The following is a 16,098-nucleotide window of genomic DNA, read 5'->3' as shown; positions in this document are numbered from 1 at the left end:
GGTGCGCAGCGAGTACTACATCGCCGCCCACAGCGCGGAGCCGCCGTTCGCGGTCGACGTCACCCCGAAGTCGGCCGGCTGGACCGAATCCTCACTGCAGGTGATCGAGCTCGACCAGACGCATAGCGCCGACCTGACCACCGGCGACAACGAGGTGATGATCGTGCCGCTCACCGGTGGCGGCACGGTCGAGTGCGGCGGTGAACGCTTCGAATTGTCGCCCCGCACTTCAGTGTTCAGCGGACCGGCCGACATGGTGTACCTGGGTATCGACCAGCCCTATGTGCTCGCCGGTGCCGGCCGGTTCGCAATCTGCGGTGCCAGGGCGGGCCGGGCGCTGCCCAACCGCCGGGTGGCCGCCGCCGACGTCCCGGTCGAGCTGCGCGGTGCGGGCAATTGCAGTCGACAGGTACACAACTTCGGCACCGCCGACAGCTTCGAGGCGGACTCGCTGATCGCCTGTGAGGTCATCACCCCCGGTGGTAACTGGTCGAGCTATCCGGCGCACAAGCACGACGAGAACACCGCGACCGAAAGCGAACTCGAGGAGATCTACTACTTCGAGATCGCCGCCGGTCCCGACGGGTCCCGCGGTTTCGGCTACCACCGGGTCTACGGCACGCCCGACCGTCCGATCGAAGTCCTCGAAGAGGTCCGCACCGGCGACGTCGTGCTGGTGCCGCACGGCTATCACGGGCCGTCGGTCGCCGCGCCGGGCTACCACATGTACTACCTGAACGTCATGGCCGGTCCGGGCGCCGAGCGGTCCTGGAAGATCGTCGACGACCCCGAACACACGTGGCTGCGTGACACATGGAGCGACCAGGGCGTCGATCCCCGTCTGCCACTCCATAACCCGAGAGGACAGTGACCGTGGTCTCCACCGCCCCGAAGCGGGCCGAGAAAACCCCTGACACCGAACCCACCGTGCGACTCACGGTCGCGCAGGCCACCGTTCGGTTCCTCGGCAACCAGTACGCCGAACGCGACGGTGAACGCGTCAAGTTCTTCGCGGGTGCGTTCGGCATCTTCGGCCACGGGAACGTGGCAGGTCTGGGACAGGCTCTGCTGCAGGACGAGGTGGAGGCCCTCGAGGCAGGCACCGAGCCGATGCTGCGCTACGTCCTCGGACGCAACGAACAGGCCATGGTGCACAGCGCCGTCGCCTACGCCCGGCAGAAGGACCGCCTGCAGACGTGGGCTGTCACAGCCAGCGTCGGCCCCGGTTCGACCAACATGCTGACGGGCGCGGCGCTGGCGACCATCAACCGGTTGCCGGTGTTGCTCCTGCCTGCCGACACCTTCGCCACCCGGGCCAGCGCGCCGGTGCTGCAGGAGCTCGAGCTTCCGTCGGCGGGTGATGTCACGGTCAACGACGCGTTCAAACCGCTCTCGCGCTATTTCGACCGGGTGTGGCGGCCCGAGCAGTTGCCCGCCGCCCTGCTGGGCGCGATGCGGGTGCTCACCGACCCGGTCGAAACCGGTGCGGCGACCGTGTCGATCCCTCAGGACGTCCAGGCCGAGGCCCACGATTGGCCGGAATCGCTGTTCGCCGAACGCACCTGGCACGTCGCCCGGCCGCTCCCCGAGCGCTCGGTCATCGCCCGCGCGGCCGAGGTGATCCGTTCGGCCCGCAGGCCTCTGATCGTCGCTGGTGGCGGTGTCATCTACTCCGGCGCCACCGATGCCCTCGCCGCGCTCTGTGAGCGCACCGGCATCCCCGTCGGGCAGAGCCAGGCCGGCAAGGGCGCCCTTCCGTACGACCATCCCCAGTCCGTGGGCGCCGTCGGATCCACCGGTACCACCGCGGCCAACGCCCTCGCCGCGGAAGCCGACGTGGTGATCGGGATCGGTACCCGGTACAGCGATTTCACGACCGCTTCGCGGACCGCGTTCAACGATCCCGACGTCCGCTTCGTCAACATCAACGTCGCATCGCTCGACGCGGTCAAACAGGGCGGCGTCAGCGTCGTCGCCGACGCCCGGGAGGCGATCGAAGCACTGACCGAGGCGCTGGCCGACTACGCGGTGGACGACGAATTCCGTTCGCGCGTCGCGGCGCTGGCCAGGCAGTGGGAGGACACCGTGAGCGCCGCCTACCGGGTGGACGACGGCACCGCCCTGAACCAGAACCAGGTGATAGGGCTGGTCAACTCCCTGTCCGACGCGCACGACGTGGTGGTGTGCGCGGCCGGATCGATGCCTGGTGATCTGCACAAGCTGTGGCGGACCCGGGACCGCAAGGGCTACCACGTCGAATACGGCTACTCCTGCATGGGATACGAGGTCGCCGGCGGTATCGGCGCGAAGATGGCCGAACCGGACCGGGACGTGTTCATCATGGTCGGCGACGGCTCCTATCTGATGATGGCCACCGAACTGGTGACCGCCGTACAGGAGAACGTCAAGGTAATCGTGGTGCTGGTGCAGAACCACGGTTTCGCTTCGATCGGTTCGTTGTCCGAAGCGCTCGGCTCCCAACGGTTCGGCACCTCTTACCGATTCCGCTCCGACGACGGCCGCCTCGACGGGGACAAACTGCCGGTGGATCTGGCCGCCAACGCGGCCAGCCTCGGCGCGGACGTCATCCGGGTCACCACCGCCGCCGAGTTCACCGACGCGGTCAAAGTCGCCAAGGCCAGCGAGCGGACCACGGTGATCCACGTCGAGACAGACCCCATGATCGCTGCCCCGGACAGCGAATCCTGGTGGGACGTACCGGTTTCCGAGACTTCCACGCTGCCGTCCACGCAGATTGCCTACCGGACTTATGCGGACTGGAAGCAGATCCAGCGCCCCCTTCTGCGCCCCTCCGACCCCAGGAACGGAACACCACAATGAGCAGAATTCTCGTCGGCTCGGCCCCAGACTCATGGGGTGTCTGGTTCCCCGACGACCCGGGCCAGACGCCGTACACCCGGTTCCTCGACGAGGTCGCAGCGTCCGGATACCAATGGATCGAACTGGGACCCTACGGATACCTGCCGACCGATCCGGAGCGGCTGACCGACGAGCTCGCATCGCGCGGCCTGAAGCTCTCGGCGGGAACGGTTTTCGAGCACCTGCATCAAGACGAATCCTGGGATGCGGTGTGGTCGCAGATCGAGGACGTGGCGAAGTTGACCGCCGCGGTCGGCGGCAGGCACGTCGTCGTCATCCCCGAAATGTGGCGCGACCCCGCGACAGGGGCAGTCCTCGAGGACCGCACCCTGACCCCCGAGCAGTGGAAGCGCAAGACCGACGGGATGAACCGACTCGGCAAGGCGATGTTCGAGCAGTACGGCGTCCGGGCGCAATACCACCCGCACGCCGACAGCCACGTCGACACCGAGGAGCACGTGTACCGCTTCCTCGACGGAACCGACGCCGAGTCCGTGAACCTGTGCCTGGACACCGGCCACATCAGCTACTGCGGAGGTGACAACATCGCGATCATCGAGCGGGCCCCCGAGCGGATCGGCTACCTGCATCTCAAGCAGGTCGATCCGGCCGTCATGGCGAAGGTAGACGCCGACGATCTCCCGTTCGGCGAAGCGGTGCGGCTCGGCGCCATGACCGAGCCGCCGCGTGGCATCCCGGACATGCCTCCCCTGCTCGCGGCGGTGGAGCGCCTCGGCGTAGACGTGTTCGCAATCGTCGAGCAGGACATGTATCCGTGCGCACCCGATGCACCGCTGCCGATCGCCAAGCGCACTCGTAATTACCTGGGGTCCTGCGGGATTCCGTCCGTCCGATTCAACTGAGCAGGAGCCGAGTCAATGTCAGATCTGCGGATTGCCGTCCTCGGCGTCGGCATGATGGGTGCCGATCACGTCGCACGGATCACCTCGAGGATCGCCGGCGCCCGGGTGGCCGTCGTCAACGACTACCTGGCCGAGAAGGCGGAACAGGTCGCCGCGGTCGTTCCCGGTTGCCGTGCCATCGGTGACCCGCTCGACGCGATCGCCGATCCGGACGTGGACGCCGTCGTCCTGGCCACCCCGGGGCCCACGCACGAGAAACAGCTGCTCGCCTGCCTCGAGCACGGCAAGCCGGTGATGTGCGAGAAGCCGCTGACCACCGACGTCGAGACGTCCCTGGAGATCGTCAAGCGTGAGGCCGAGCTCGGCCGCACGCTGATCCAGGTCGGTTTCATGCGCCGTTTCGACCACGAGTACGCCGAGCTGAAGGCGCTGCTGGACGCGGGTGGGCTGGGCCAACCGCTGGTGATGCACTGCGCACACCGCAATCCCACGGTGCCGCCCGGTTTCGACAGCTCGATGATCGTGAAGGACTCGCTCGTCCACGAGGTGGACGTCACGCGCTTCCTGCTGGACGAGGAGATCGCGTCGGTGCAGGTGCTTTGCCCGACCCCGAATCCGGGTGGACCGCCGGGACTCCAGGACCCGCAGATCGCGATCTTCCGCACCGCGTCCGGCAAGCACGTCGACGTCGAGGTGTTCGTCGCCACCGGCGTCGCCTATGAGGTGCGCACTGAAGTGGTGGGCGAGAAGGGCAGCGCGATGATCGGTCTCGATGTCGGTCTGGTGCGCAAGACGGTGCAGGGGACGTGGGGTGGGCAGTCGACGCCGAGCTTCCGGGAGCGGTTCGGGCAGGCCTACGATTCCGAGATCCAGCGGTGGGTCGATGCCGTCCGGCGCGGCGCGGACACCGGCGTGTATATCGACGGACCGGGCGCATGGGACGGCTATGCCGCGGCAGCGGTGTGCGAAGCCGGCGTGACGTCGCTCATGAGCGGCCGGCCGGTCGACGTGCAGATGGTCGACCGTGCCTCGGTGTGGGGAGGCGGACTGTGAAGATCGCATTGGATCCGACACCGTTCCACCATGACCACGCGCTGCTCGAATTCCCCCGCCTGGTCGCGGATCTGGGCTACGAGTACCTGCAGCTGACCCCCCATCGCGACTTCATCCCGTTCTTCAACCACCCGCGTGCCGACGACGACCTGGTGGCAAGTTTCCGCAAGGCGTGCGCCGACGCCGGAGTGGGCATCGCATCGGTGCTGCCGGTGCTGCGGTGGTCCGGGCCGGACGAGGATGCCCGCGAAGCGGCGGTCCGCAACTGGAAGCGGGTCGTGCAAATCGCGGTCGACCTCGGGGTCAACGTGATCAACACCGAGTTCTCCGGTCGCCCCGAGAAACCGGAGGAGTCCGAGCGGGCGTTCTTCCGATCGATGGAGGAGCTGGTGCCGATCTTCGAGCGGGAGGGCATCGACGTGCTGATCGACCCGCACCCGGACGATTTCGTCGAGGACGGCCTTGAGGCACTGCGCATCATCCGCGGCGTCAACTCCCCCAACCTCGGCATGGTGTACGTCGCCTGCCACACGTTCCACATGGGCGGGAACATGGCCGAGATCATGCGCGCCGCGGGCGACAAGCTGCGTCTGGTGCACGTCGCCGACACCATGGACCACCATCGCAGCCACGGCCTGCGCTACATCACCAATCCCCCGGGTAACCCGGTGCGGGTGCACCAGCACCTCAAGATCGGTGACGGCGACGTCGACTGGGACGAATTCTTCGGTGGCCTAGCCGGACTCGGCTTCTACGACCGTCCTGACACCGTGATGGTGTCGTCAGTGTTCGCGGAGGACGAGAACGCCCACGAGGTATCGCGCTATCAGCGCGCCACCATGACCGACTACGTTGCGAAGTACCGGCAGTAGGGAAGCCGCCGCCGCCCTCACGTCTTGAATCGGCCCGCGAAACCCCTCAGCGGCAGATCGGCGCTCGTCAGGAGCCCCGGCGGTGCGGCCACCACCGAGGCGATGGCGTTGAGGGCGGGCAGTCCGGTCACGGTCATGCCGATGGACGCGAACGACGCCGGGTCGGACAGGTCGACTCCGGGCTTGGGGAAGATCATGTGCTTGTTGTAGATGCAGGGGTCGCCCTTGATCTGCGTGATGTAACAACCCTTGATGTCCCAGCTCGGATCGGTGTGCGGGGTCATCTGCCACTCCAGGTGCGTCTCGACACGCGGGACGCCGTCGACCATGCCCTGGTACTTGATGTAGTTGCCGCCCAGCGACCCCTTGGGCAGCTGGTACCAGCCCAGGTCGACGTCCTTGGTGCAGGCGCCGAGTTCGTAGGAGAACGTCACCTCGTCGAGGTCGAGGTCGAAGCAGTCGGCCATCATCAGCACGCTGTCGGCGAAGACGCGGGTGTACTTCTCCAGCTTGCCGGGGATCTCGGGGTCGTCGACGGGCCGGCCGTAGCCCACCTCGATCCAGGTGTCCCTGCTGTGGTGGCACGACACGTCGACCGATTCGATGGTGGTGACGTTCTCGATCTCCGCCACGTCGGCCGAGCAGACCACGCCCAGAATCTGGTTCACGCCGGGATTCATGCCGGTGCCGTAGAACGTCGCACCGCCCTTCTCGCACGCGGCCGCGAGCAGGTCGGAGACCGGCTTACCCGACGGATGCGGGTGGTTGTGGTCGCGGTGCCATCCGGTGATCCAGTCGGCAGTGGTGACGATGTCAATGCCGGCCTCGAGCACCTTGACGTAGAGGTCCTCGTCTGGGAACACGCCGTGGAAGGTCATGACGTCCGGCCTGGCCGCGATGATCTCCTCGACCGAACCGGTCGCCGTCACCCCGATGGGTGGCAGGCCGACGATCTCACCGGCGTCGCGGCCGACCTTCTCCGGTGTGTAGCAGTGCAAACCGATCAGCTCGAGGTCGGGATGGGCGGCGATGCGCTTGATCATCTCGCTGCCGACGTTGCCGGTCGCGACCTGGAAGACCCGGATCGGTGCGGTCATCTGGGGTCAGCCCTTCTCGTTGGTGGAGGCGAGTTCGGCCGCGCTGCCGCCGCGGCCGTCGGGATAGAACTGCATGGCCCACGTGCGGATCGCGGTGAACCCCTCGTACTCGGCGGTGGCCAGCGCCGGCGGATCGCTGTAGCGCTGGTGGCTCCAGATGTGGATGTCCTGGGCGAACTGCCGGATCACCTCTTCACCGAAGCCGCGCGCCTTGTCCGCGGCCCGCTGGTCGTCGCGGCCCGGGGTGCGGCCGATGTAGACCATGAAGCGGACGTCGGAGGTGCGGTCGTCGACGGGGGTGACCGCCGAGATGGTCCGGTTGTCGACCATGCCCCAGCTCTTGGTCACCGCGATGCCCAGCCCGCCGTTGACCGCCTCGACGCCGCTGCGCACGTCGTCGATGGACTGCCCCTCGTCGCCTTCGAAGGTGATGGTGAAGGCGACGTACGAGACGGGCGCGGCGAAGTCGTGGCGGGTGAAGACCGGGATGATCGGCGTCTGGTGGACGTACTTGAAATGCGCGAAGTCGACGCCGTTTTCGAGCACGTACTGCGGATGCATCTCCAGTCCCTGACGGAACAACCGCTGCTGGGGGTAGTAGTCGGCGGCGCTGCTGCCGTCGGCGAACGAGCTGAAGACGTCCGGGGCGTCGAAGAAGGGGTCGCGCCCTTCGACGTCGTGCCAGATGTAGATCGCACCGTTGCGCTCGACCACCGGATAGGTGCGGATGCGGCGGCCCCGGTTCGGGCGGTCCTGGTACGGGATGCACACGTTGCGGCCCTCGGCGTTCCACTGCCAGCCGTGAAACGGGCACTGCAGCACCTCATCGACCACCGTGCCGCCGTGGCCGAGATGTGCCCCGAGGTGTTCGCAGTAGGCGTTCATGACGGTGACGCGTCCCGACCGGGACCGCCAGGCCACCATCTCCTCGCCGAAGTAGTGCATGCCGCGGACGTCGCCGACACCGACCTCGTCGGACCACGCCACGCAGAACCAGCCGGTCGGCTTCATCGACAACGGCGGCTTCGCCATTGCACGAGAATCACAGAGGGCTCTACGATTCGTCAAGTGGTGGAGGTGACCCGGCGCACGAACCGGCGCGGACAGGCGACCCGCGAGGGCATGCTCGACGCGGCGCTGCGCGCGCTGGCCACCGGCGACGCCACCGCGGCGTCGGCCAACCGCATCGCCAAGGACGCCGGCGCCACCTGGGGTGCGGTGAAGTACCAGTTCGGCGACATCGACGGGCTGTGGGCCGCCGTGCTCAAGCGCACCGCCGAACGCCGCGGACAGCTCGCGCCGTCGCTCTTCGCCCGGGCGCTGATCGGCAGATCGCACACCACGCCCGAGGCGCCCCTGCACGACCGTGTCGCCGCCATCATCGACGTGTTGTTCGACGGCCTGTCCGCCCCGGACTCCCGCGCCATCGAGACGCTGCGCGCGGCGCTGCCACGCGACGGCGCCGACCTGGAACGGCTCTACCCGCAGACCGCGGCCGAACTGCAGTCGTGGGGCCAGAGCTGGATCGAGGCCTGCCAGACCGCGTTCGCCGACGTCGACGTCGACCGCGAGCGCGTCCGGGAAGTCGCCTCGTTCATCCCCGGCGCGATGCGCGGGCTCGTCTCCGAGCGTCAGCTCGGCTCGTACTACGACCTGGACCTCGCGCGCCGCGGGCTCACCAACGCGATCGTCACCTACCTACAGCCGGCGAGGACCTGAGCGCACGGCGTACGGGGTATCCGAACCCATGCGATCGCTCACCGCCGCGGCGGCCATCTGCGGCGCCGTGCTGATCGGTGGCTGCTCCGCCGATCCCGGCGCACCCGCGACTCCCCCGGGCACGCCGACGACGACCGGGCTGCTGCCGGCGGGTGTGCCGACCGAGGGCGACCGCCCGCCTGCCGACGCCCTGCCGCCACCCGCCGAACCGCGACGAGCGCCGGCACCGACGGCCCCCGTGCCGGGTCGCATCGTCGCGGTCGGGACCCAACCCGAGGGCATCGTCGCCGACGCGCAGACCCGCACCGTCGCCGTGCTCACCCGTGAGCCCAACGAGCTGGTCCTGCTCGACGCCGACACCGCGCAGGTCACCGGTCGCACCGCACTGCCCGGGTTCGGACGCCACCTGCAACTGGCCCGTCCCGGCGGCCCGGTGCTGGTTCCGGTGGAGAGCGCCGACGCGCTCGTCCGCGTCACGCTGCCCGGCGGCGAAGCCCGCGCCCAGATCGTCACCGGAACGTTCCCGCACGACGCATCGCAGGCCGCCGACGGGACGGTGTTCGTGGCCAACGAACTCGGCGGAACCGTGACCGTGCTGCGCGGCGACGCGATCGTCAAGGTCTTCACCGACAGTGTCCAGCCCGCCGGCCTCGCCCCGGTCGGCAACGCGATGGGCCTGCTCGACGTCCGCAAGAACGACCTCACCGTCTACGACACCGAGCGCCTGAGCATCGTCGGCGCGACGCCCGCCGGCGAGGGACCCACCCATCAGGTCGCCGACAGACACGGGCGGCTGATCGTGACCGACACCCGGGGTGACGCCGTGCGGGTGTTCACCCCGATGCCGCAACCACGCGAGGTGGGGGTGGCGATCCAGCCCGGAGGGCCCTACGGCATCACCTACGACCCGGCCCGCGACCGGGTGTGGGTGGCGTCCTCGGGCACGAACGAGGTCGTCGGCTACGACATGGCCGAGCCGACGCCGCGCGAGGTGGCGCGGTTTCCCACCGTGCAGAACCCCTACACCGTGGCCGTCGATCCCCTGACCGGCAGACTGTTCGTCGCCGGTCTGACCGGAGGCGTCGTACAGATCATCGACGCCTAGGCTGGACACATGGGTCGTGTCACCGCACGGCGGCGCGTTCACCACGTCACCGCCGAAACCAGCGTCGCGCGGCCGGACACGCTGGTGGTCGAAGAGCCACTCGAAATCCGCCTCGGCGGCGAACCGCTCACGGTCACCATGCGGACACCGGGCTCGGATGTCGAACTGGCACAAGGCTTTCTGCTCACCGAAGGGGTGATCGGCCACCGCGACGACCTGCTGACGGTCCGGTACTGCCGCGGGGCAGGCGACGACGGGGTCAACACCTACAACGTGCTCGACGTGGCGTTGGCGCCGCACGTCCCCCCGCCGTCGACCGATGTGCGTCGCAACTTCTACACCACCTCGTCGTGCGGCGTGTGCGGGAAGGCCTCCTTGGACGCGGTGCGCCAGGTCAGCCGCCACGGCCCCGGCGACGATCCGTCACAGGTCGGCGCCGACACCCTCTCGGCGCTGCCCGACCGGCTGCGTGCCGCGCAGAAGGTGTTCGCCACCACCGGCGGACTGCACGGCGCCGCCCTGTTCACCGTCGGCGGCGAGATGCTCGTCGTGCGGGAGGACATCGGCAGGCACAATGCGGTCGACAAGGTCATCGGCTGGGCGCTGGAGGCCGACCGCATCCCGTTGACGGGGACGGTGCTGCTCGTCAGCGGCCGCGCCTCGTTCGAGCTGACGCAGAAGGCGGTGATGGCGGGCATCCCGATCCTGGCCGCCGTATCGGCGCCGTCGTCGCTGGCCGTCGACCTCGCCGCCCAGTCCGGGCTCACCCTGGTCGCGTTCCTGCGCGGCAGCTCGATGAACGTCTACACCCGCCCCGACCGCGTCGTCCGCTGAGCACTCGGCCCGTAGACTCGGCGGCAGGAGCCGGTCCTGACCAAGGGTTCTCACCGAGCGTTCGCGCACTCCCCCGTCGACCCGAGGACTCAATTGGCAATCAGACAGGTCGCCGCCTTCGCGCATCTCAGCGACGCCGACGTCGACGCACTCGCCCGTGACCTCGACGCCATCCGCGCCGACGTCGAGGCATCGCTGGGCGTTCGTGACGCCACGTATATCCGTCGCACGATCCGCGCGCAGCGCCTGCTCGACGTGGCCGCGCGGATCGTGATCCACCGCTCCCGCGGAAGGGCGGGCTGGATGTTGGGCACCGTCGCGCTGGCCGTGGCCAAGAGCATCGAGAACATGGAGATCGGCCACAACGTCGGGCACGGGCAGTGGGACTGGATGAACGATCCCGAGATCCACTCGAACACGTGGGAATGGGATATGGCCGGGCTGTCGTCGCAGTGGCGCTACTCCCACAACTACACCCACCACATGTTCAACAACGTCATCGGCGTGGACGACGATCTGGGTTTCGGCGTGCTGCGGGTGTCCCCCGATCAGGAGTGGAAGCCGGACTACCTGATTTCGCCGCTACGAAACCTCCTGCTGGCGTTGATCTTCGAGTGGGGCATCGCCCTGCATGGTCTGCATGCCGCTCGTGACCGTGCGCTGGAGGTCGGCGGATCGAAGGGCGGCCACGAGCTGGCGGCCAAGGTCACGCGCCAGGTGGGTAAGGACTACGTCGCCTTACCCGCGCTGAGTGGACGCCGCTGGCGTCGGACCCTGGCGGCCAACGCAACGGCCAACATCCTGCGCAACCTGTGGGCGTACGTCGTCATCTTCTGCGGACACTTCCCCGACGGTGCCGAGAAGTTCGACGCCACCGTGCTCGACGACGAGACGCGGGGTGAATGGTACCTGCGGCAGATGCTGGGCAGTGCGAACTTCAACGCCGGCCGCACGATGGCGTTCATGAGCGGCAACCTCTGCTATCAGATCGAGCACCATCTTTTCCCCGACCTGCCGAGCAACCGGCTGGCGCAGATCGCCCGGCGGGTGCGGGCGCTGTGCGAGGAGTACGACCTGCCGTACACCACAGGTCCGCTGCCCCGTCAGTACTGGCAGACGTTCCGCACCATTCACAAGTACGCGCTGCCGGACCGCTTCCTGAAGTCTTCGCGGTCTCGAGAATGCACTGAGGGTCGTGAACCTCAGCGGTTCACGACCCTCAGCGCAGTCTCGACGCGCGTCTAGGCGCTCTTGTCGCGGCGCTCCGGGCGGGCCGGCTTGCGCGGCACGATCGTCGGGAGCACGTTGTCCTGCACGGTCTCCTTGGTGACGACGACCTTCGCGACGTCGTCACGGCTGGGGATGTCGTACATCACCGGCAGCAGGACTTCCTCCATGATGGCGCGCAGCCCGCGGGCGCCGGTGCCACGGTGGATGGCCTGATCGGCGATGGCCTCGAGCGCGTCGCCGGTGAACTCGAGTTCCACCCCGTCCATCTCGAACAGCCGGGTGTACTGCTTGACCAGCGCGTTCTTGGGCTCGGAGAGGATCTTGACCAGCGATTCCTTGTCCAGGTTCGTCACCGACGCCACGACGGGCAACCGGCCGATGAACTCGGGGATCAGGCCGAACTTGATCAGGTCCTCGGGCATGACCTCGGCGAAGTGGTCCTGGGTGTCGATCTCGGCCTTGGAGCGCACCTCCGCGCCGAAGCCCAGGCCACGCTTGCCGACGCGGTCGGAGACGATCTTCTCCAGCCCGGCGAACGCACCCGCGACGATGAACAGCACGTTGGTGGTGTCGATCTGGATGAACTCCTGGTGCGGATGCTTGCGGCCGCCCTGCGGAGGCACCGACGCCTGCGTGCCCTCGAGGATCTTCAGCAGCGCCTGCTGGACGCCCTCACCGGAGACGTCGCGGGTGATCGACGGGTTCTCGCTCTTGCGGGCGATCTTGTCGACCTCGTCGATGTAGATGATGCCGGTCTCGGCGCGCTTGACGTCGTAGTCGGCGGCCTGGATCAGCTTCAGCAGGATGTTCTCGACGTCCTCGCCGACGTAGCCGGCCTCGGTCAGCGCGGTGGCATCGGCGATCGCGAACGGCACGTTGAGCATCTTGGCCAGCGTCTGCGCGAGGTAGGTCTTACCGCAGCCGGTGGGGCCGAGCATCAGGATGTTGGACTTCGTCAGCTCGACGGGCTCAGCGCGCGAGTCGCGGCTCTTCTCTCCGGCCTGGATGCGCTTGTAGTGGTTGTAGACCGCGACGGCCAGGGTGCGCTTGGCGGTGTCCTGTCCGATGACGTAGCTCTCGAGGAATTCGCGGATCTCCGCAGGCTTGGGCAGCTCGTCGAGTTTCACCTCGTCGGCGTCGGCCAATTCCTCTTCGATGATCTCGTTGCAGAGGTCGATGCACTCGTCACAGATGTACACGCCGGGGCCGGCGATGAGCTTCTTGACCTGCTTCTGACTCTTCCCGCAGAACGAGCACTTCAGCAGGTCACCGCCGTCTCCAATGCGCGCCATGGTGGTGGGGTCCTACTTTCCTGTTCGACGTCGGTCACTCGGTTCGGTGGGTGGCTTTCGGGCCCTTGTCCGAACTCCGGTGGGGCCTTCTTCTCGACGCTACCCGTTAACTCCCGCGCGGTGCGACCGTTAGTGCCGAATCGCGCTGGTGGTATTCAACTGTCGCGCCAACATAACGCCTGATTCGTCCGGTTGCCGCGTGCACGCGCCGCCGTGTCTCTGGCGTGTCGTCACCGTGACCCGGCGAGCGGCTGAGGCCGACAATACCGGGATCGGCATTGTCGGCCTCGGACCGAATCAGCGAGCGCTGGCGACTAGGACGTCTGAGCGGACAGCTTGCGGTACTCGAGCACGGTGTCGATGATCCCGTAGTCCTTGGCCTCGTCGGCGGTCAGGATCTTGTCGCGATCGGTGTCCTTGCGGATGGTCTCGGCGTCCTTACCGGTGTGCCGGGCCAGCGTGATCTCCATCAGCGTGCGCATCCGCTCGATCTCCTTGGCCTGGATCTCCAGATCGGAGAACTGGCCCTGGATGACACCGGACAGCGCGGGCTGGTGGATCAGGATGCGCGCGTTGGGCAGCGCCAGCCGCTTACCGGGGGTGCCGGCGGCGAGCAGGACCGCGGCGGCCGAGGCGGCCTGACCGAGGCACACGGTCTGGATGTCGGCACGCACGTACTGCATGGTGTCGTAGATCGCCATCAGCGAGGTGAACGAGCCACCGGGGCTGTTGATGTACATGGTGATGTCGCGGTCGGGATCGAGCGACTCGAGGACCAGCAGCTGGGCCATGATGTCGTTCGCCGACGCGTCGTCGACCTGCACGCCGAGGAAGATGATGCGTTCCTCGAACAGCTTGTTGTACGGGTTGGACTCCTTGACACCGAAGCTGGAGTGCTCGATGAACGACGGCAGGATGTAGCGGGCCTGCGGCTGGAGGCGGGGGTCGGTGTGATCGGTCATCAGGGGGCAACTCCGTCGTTGATGCTGGCGCTGGTGATGATGTGGTCGACGAACCCGTACTCCAGAGCTTCCTGCGCCGTGAACCAGCGGTCGCGGTCGGAATCGGCCTCGATGCGCTCGATCGTCTGCCCGGTGAACTCGGCGTTGAGTCGGAACATCTCCTTCTTGATCGCCGCGAACTGCTCGGCCTGGATCGCGATGTCGGCCGCGCCACCGGTGATGCCACCCAGCGGCTGGTGCATGAGGATGCGTGCGTGGGGCAGGGCGTAGCGCTTGCCCTTGGTGCCCGCGGCGAGCAGGAACTCACCCATCGAAGCCGCCATTCCCATCGCGTAGGTCGCGACGTCGCACGGCGCCAGCACCATCGTGTCGTAGATCGCCATGCCGGCGCTGATCGAGCCGCCGGGCGAGTTGATGTAGAGGTGGATGTCCTTGGTCGGGTCCTCCGCCGAGAGCAGCAAGATCTGGGCGCACAGGCGGTTGGCGATGTCGTCGTCCACCTGTGAGCCGAGGAAGATGATGCGCTCGGCGAGCAGCCGCTCGTAGACCGAGTCCTGGAGCGTGAGGCCCGGCGCCCCGCCACGCATAACAGTCACGACTGGATACCTGCTTTCTCTTACGTCTTGGGTCCGCCAGTTCGCGGTGTGTCGTCGGTGTGTTCGTCGATGTGTCTCGGTACCGACACTAACCAACCTGGGTGGGCGTGCACTCCCTGACAGGCGCGCGTTCGCTCACAGCGTCACTTGGCGTCGTCGGCTTCCACGTCGGCTTCGACGTCGGCGTCGTCGGATTCCGCAGCGGTCTCGTCGGCCGACTCGGTCGCCTCGGCCTCCGCCGTCTCGGCCTGGGCACCGCCCGACGGACCGAAGAACTCGGTGGTGTCGATGTCGTTGCCGTCGGTGTCCTTGACGGTGGCGCCGTGCACCACGGCCGCGATGGTCAGGCCGCGTCGCACGTCGGCGAACATGGCCGGCAGCTGGTTCTGCTGCTGCAGGATCTGCAGCAGCTGCTGCGGCTCGAGGCCGTACTGCCGCGACATCAGCACCAGCCGCTCGGTCAGGTCGTTCTGGCCCACCTGGACCTCGAGCTGATCGGCGAGCGCGTCCATCAGCAGCTGGGTCTTGACGGCCTTCTCGGCCTCGGTGCGGGTGGTGGCGTCGAATTCCTCGCGGCTGCTGCCCTGTTCGGCCAGCTGCTCGGCGAAGCGGTCCTCGTCGTGGTCGAGGCCGTGGATCGCGTTGTGCACCGTGTCGTCGATCTGGGCCTGCACGATCTTCTCGGGCAGCGGGACCTCGGTCTGCTCGAGCAGCAGCTCCAGCGCCTTGTCGCGGATCTGCTCGGCCTGCTGGACGCGCTTCACCCGGCGGACCTGCTCGACCAGGCTCTCCCGGAGCTCGTCGATGGTGTCGAACTCGCTGGCGAGCTGGGCGAACTCGTCGTCCGGCTCGGGCAGTTCGCGTTCCTTGATCGACTTCACCGTGACGGTGACGACGGCTTCCTTACCGGCGTGCTCGCCGGCGGCCAGCGTGGTGGTGAACTCCTTGCTCTCCCCCTCCGACAGGCCGACGATCGCGTCGTCGAGGCCCTCGATGAGCTGGCCGGAGCCGACCTCATGGGACAGGCCTTCGGTCTTGGCCTCGGGGACGTCCTGCCCGTCGACGGTGGCCGACAGGTCGATGGACACGAAGTCGCCGTTCTGGGCCGGGCGGTCGACGCCGGTCAGCGTGCCGAACCGGGCGCGCAGCGACTGCAGTTCGGCGTCGACCTCGTCGTCGTCGACCTCGATCGCGTCGACGGTGATGGTGAGCGCGGACAGGTCCGGCAGCGTGATCTCGGGACGGACGTCGACCTCGGCGGTGAACACCAGGTCCTCGCCGTACTCCTTCTTGGTGATCTCGATCTCGGGCTGGCCCAGCGGCTGCACGGCCTGCGTGGTCACCGCCTCGGTGTAGCGGCCGGGCACGGCCTCGCCGACGACCTGGTCGAGCATCGCCTCACGGCCGACGCGGGCCTCGAGCAGCTTGCGCGGCGCCTTGCCCGGCCGGAACCCCGGCAGCCGGACCTGCTTGGCGAGCTCCTTGAAGGCCCGGTCGAAATCGGGCTCGAGTTCCGTGAAGGGCACCTCCACGTTGATGCGCACCCGGGTGGGGCTCAACTTCTCGACGGTGCTCTTCACTGCGGTCTCTCCTCA

At 67.7% G+C, this 16,098-nt stretch carries 15 protein-coding genes; 9 read left to right on the top strand and 6 right to left on the bottom strand.

Going from position 1 to position 16,098, the window contains the following annotated elements:
- Position 1 precedes the first annotated feature (1 nt).
- The 5 genes from iolB to G6N30_RS03535 are packed head-to-tail and all read left to right on the top strand — an operon-like array spanning position 2 to position 5,668.
- Positions 2–871, top strand: coding sequence for a 5-deoxy-glucuronate isomerase (iolB, locus tag G6N30_RS03555; protein WP_134060036.1), 870 nt, complete (start codon positions 2–4; stop codon positions 869–871).
- Between the two features lie 2 nt (positions 872–873).
- Positions 874–2,841, top strand: a complete 1,968-nt coding sequence (gene iolD, locus G6N30_RS03550; RefSeq protein ID WP_134060034.1) for a 3D-(3,5/4)-trihydroxycyclohexane-1,2-dione acylhydrolase (decyclizing) — start codon at positions 874–876, stop codon at positions 2,839–2,841.
- Positions 2,838–3,743, top strand: a complete 906-nt coding sequence (locus G6N30_RS03545) for a sugar phosphate isomerase/epimerase family protein (protein WP_134060032.1) — start codon at positions 2,838–2,840, stop codon at positions 3,741–3,743. The genes iolD and G6N30_RS03545 overlap by 4 nt, the downstream gene beginning before the upstream one ends.
- Positions 3,744–3,758: 15 nt before the next feature.
- Positions 3,759–4,796, top strand: coding sequence for a Gfo/Idh/MocA family protein (locus G6N30_RS03540; RefSeq protein WP_134060030.1), 1,038 nt, complete (start codon positions 3,759–3,761; stop codon positions 4,794–4,796).
- A complete protein-coding gene (locus G6N30_RS03535) occupies positions 4,793–5,668 on the top strand; it encodes a sugar phosphate isomerase/epimerase family protein (protein WP_134060028.1) in 876 nt (291 codons plus the stop codon). Before G6N30_RS03540 ends, G6N30_RS03535 begins: the two co-directional genes overlap by 4 nt.
- Before the next feature lie 17 nt (positions 5,669–5,685).
- Here G6N30_RS03535 and G6N30_RS03530 read toward each other — a convergent pair whose 3' ends face one another.
- The gene (locus tag G6N30_RS03530) at positions 5,686–6,765 is read right to left on the bottom strand and encodes an NAD(P)H-dependent amine dehydrogenase family protein (RefSeq protein WP_134060026.1); all 1,080 of its coding nucleotides are present in this window, start codon (positions 6,763–6,765) and stop codon (positions 5,686–5,688) included.
- Positions 6,766–6,771: 6 nt separating this feature from the next.
- The gene (locus G6N30_RS03525) at positions 6,772–7,797 is read right to left on the bottom strand and encodes a Rieske 2Fe-2S domain-containing protein (protein WP_134060024.1); all 1,026 of its coding nucleotides are present in this window, start codon (positions 7,795–7,797) and stop codon (positions 6,772–6,774) included.
- A 45-nt stretch (positions 7,798–7,842) separates the two neighbouring features.
- On the opposite strand from G6N30_RS03525, the gene G6N30_RS03520 reads away from it, so the two are divergent.
- The 4 genes from G6N30_RS03520 (at position 7,843) to G6N30_RS03505 (ending at position 11,668) form a co-directional block, all read left to right on the top strand.
- A complete protein-coding gene (locus G6N30_RS03520; protein WP_134060344.1) occupies positions 7,843–8,484 on the top strand; it encodes a TetR/AcrR family transcriptional regulator in 642 nt (213 codons plus the stop codon).
- A gap of 28 nt (positions 8,485–8,512) precedes the next feature.
- Positions 8,513–9,589 (top strand): YncE family protein, encoded by a 1,077-nt coding sequence (locus G6N30_RS03515; RefSeq protein WP_134060022.1) that lies wholly within the window; start codon positions 8,513–8,515, stop codon positions 9,587–9,589.
- Between the two features lie 9 nt (positions 9,590–9,598).
- Positions 9,599–10,423: a formate dehydrogenase accessory sulfurtransferase FdhD gene (fdhD, locus tag G6N30_RS03510; protein WP_134060020.1), complete on the top strand. Its 825-nt coding sequence runs from the start codon at positions 9,599–9,601 to the stop codon at positions 10,421–10,423.
- Between the two features lie 93 nt (positions 10,424–10,516).
- On the top strand, positions 10,517–11,668 hold the full coding sequence (locus G6N30_RS03505) for a fatty acid desaturase family protein (RefSeq protein ID WP_134060018.1): 1,152 nt from the start codon (positions 10,517–10,519) through the stop codon (positions 11,666–11,668).
- Here the strand turns inward: G6N30_RS03505 and clpX are convergent.
- The 4 genes from clpX to tig all read right to left on the bottom strand — a co-directional run bounded on the left by clpX (position 11,665) and on the right by tig (position 16,083).
- Positions 11,665–12,945, bottom strand: a complete 1,281-nt coding sequence (gene clpX, locus G6N30_RS03500; protein WP_134060016.1) for an ATP-dependent Clp protease ATP-binding subunit ClpX — start codon at positions 12,943–12,945, stop codon at positions 11,665–11,667. The genes G6N30_RS03505 and clpX overlap by 4 nt on opposite strands.
- A 314-nt stretch (positions 12,946–13,259) precedes the next feature.
- Positions 13,260–13,907 carry an ATP-dependent CLP protease proteolytic subunit ClpP2 gene (gene clpP2, locus G6N30_RS03495; RefSeq protein WP_134060014.1) on the bottom strand — a complete coding sequence of 216 codons (648 nt, stop codon included), beginning with the start codon at positions 13,905–13,907 and terminating at the stop codon, positions 13,260–13,262.
- Positions 13,907–14,494, bottom strand: coding sequence for an ATP-dependent Clp protease proteolytic subunit (locus G6N30_RS03490; protein ID WP_011560960.1), 588 nt, complete (start codon positions 14,492–14,494; stop codon positions 13,907–13,909). The genes clpP2 and G6N30_RS03490 overlap by 1 nt, the downstream gene beginning before the upstream one ends.
- Positions 14,495–14,646: 152 nt before the next feature.
- Positions 14,647–16,083, bottom strand: a complete 1,437-nt coding sequence (gene tig, locus G6N30_RS03485; protein ID WP_134060012.1) for a trigger factor — start codon at positions 16,081–16,083, stop codon at positions 14,647–14,649.
- Between the last annotated feature and the right edge of the window lie 15 nt (positions 16,084–16,098).

Source organism: Mycolicibacterium litorale (genome assembly GCF_010731695.1).
In the GTDB taxonomy this organism is placed as follows: Bacteria; Actinomycetota; Actinomycetes; order Mycobacteriales; family Mycobacteriaceae; genus Mycobacterium; species Mycobacterium litorale.
This window is presented reverse-complemented; position numbering and strand designations above follow the sequence as displayed.

Bases quoted from the DNA above. Each gene is read 5' to 3' on its own strand.
- G6N30_RS03545 (WP_134060032.1), top strand. From the start codon at position 2,838: ATGAGCAGAATTCTCGTCGGCTCGGCCCCAGACTCATGGGGTGTCTGG.
- G6N30_RS03540 (WP_134060030.1), top strand. From the start codon at position 3,759: ATGTCAGATCTGCGGATTGCCGTCCTCGGCGTCGGCATGATGGGTGCC.
- G6N30_RS03530 (WP_134060026.1), bottom strand. From the start codon at position 6,765: ATGACCGCACCGATCCGGGTCTTCCAGGTCGCGACCGGCAACGTCGGC.
- G6N30_RS03525 (WP_134060024.1), bottom strand. From the start codon at position 7,797: ATGGCGAAGCCGCCGTTGTCGATGAAGCCGACCGGCTGGTTCTGCGTG.
- G6N30_RS03515 (WP_134060022.1), top strand. From the start codon at position 8,513: ATGCGATCGCTCACCGCCGCGGCGGCCATCTGCGGCGCCGTGCTGATC.
- fdhD (WP_134060020.1), top strand. From the start codon at position 9,599: ATGGGTCGTGTCACCGCACGGCGGCGCGTTCACCACGTCACCGCCGAA.
- clpX (WP_134060016.1), bottom strand. From the start codon at position 12,945: ATGGCGCGCATTGGAGACGGCGGTGACCTGCTGAAGTGCTCGTTCTGC.
- clpP2 (WP_134060014.1), bottom strand. From the start codon at position 13,907: ATGACCGATCACACCGACCCCCGCCTCCAGCCGCAGGCCCGCTACATC.
- G6N30_RS03490 (WP_011560960.1), bottom strand. From the start codon at position 14,494: ATGCGTGGCGGGGCGCCGGGCCTCACGCTCCAGGACTCGGTCTACGAG.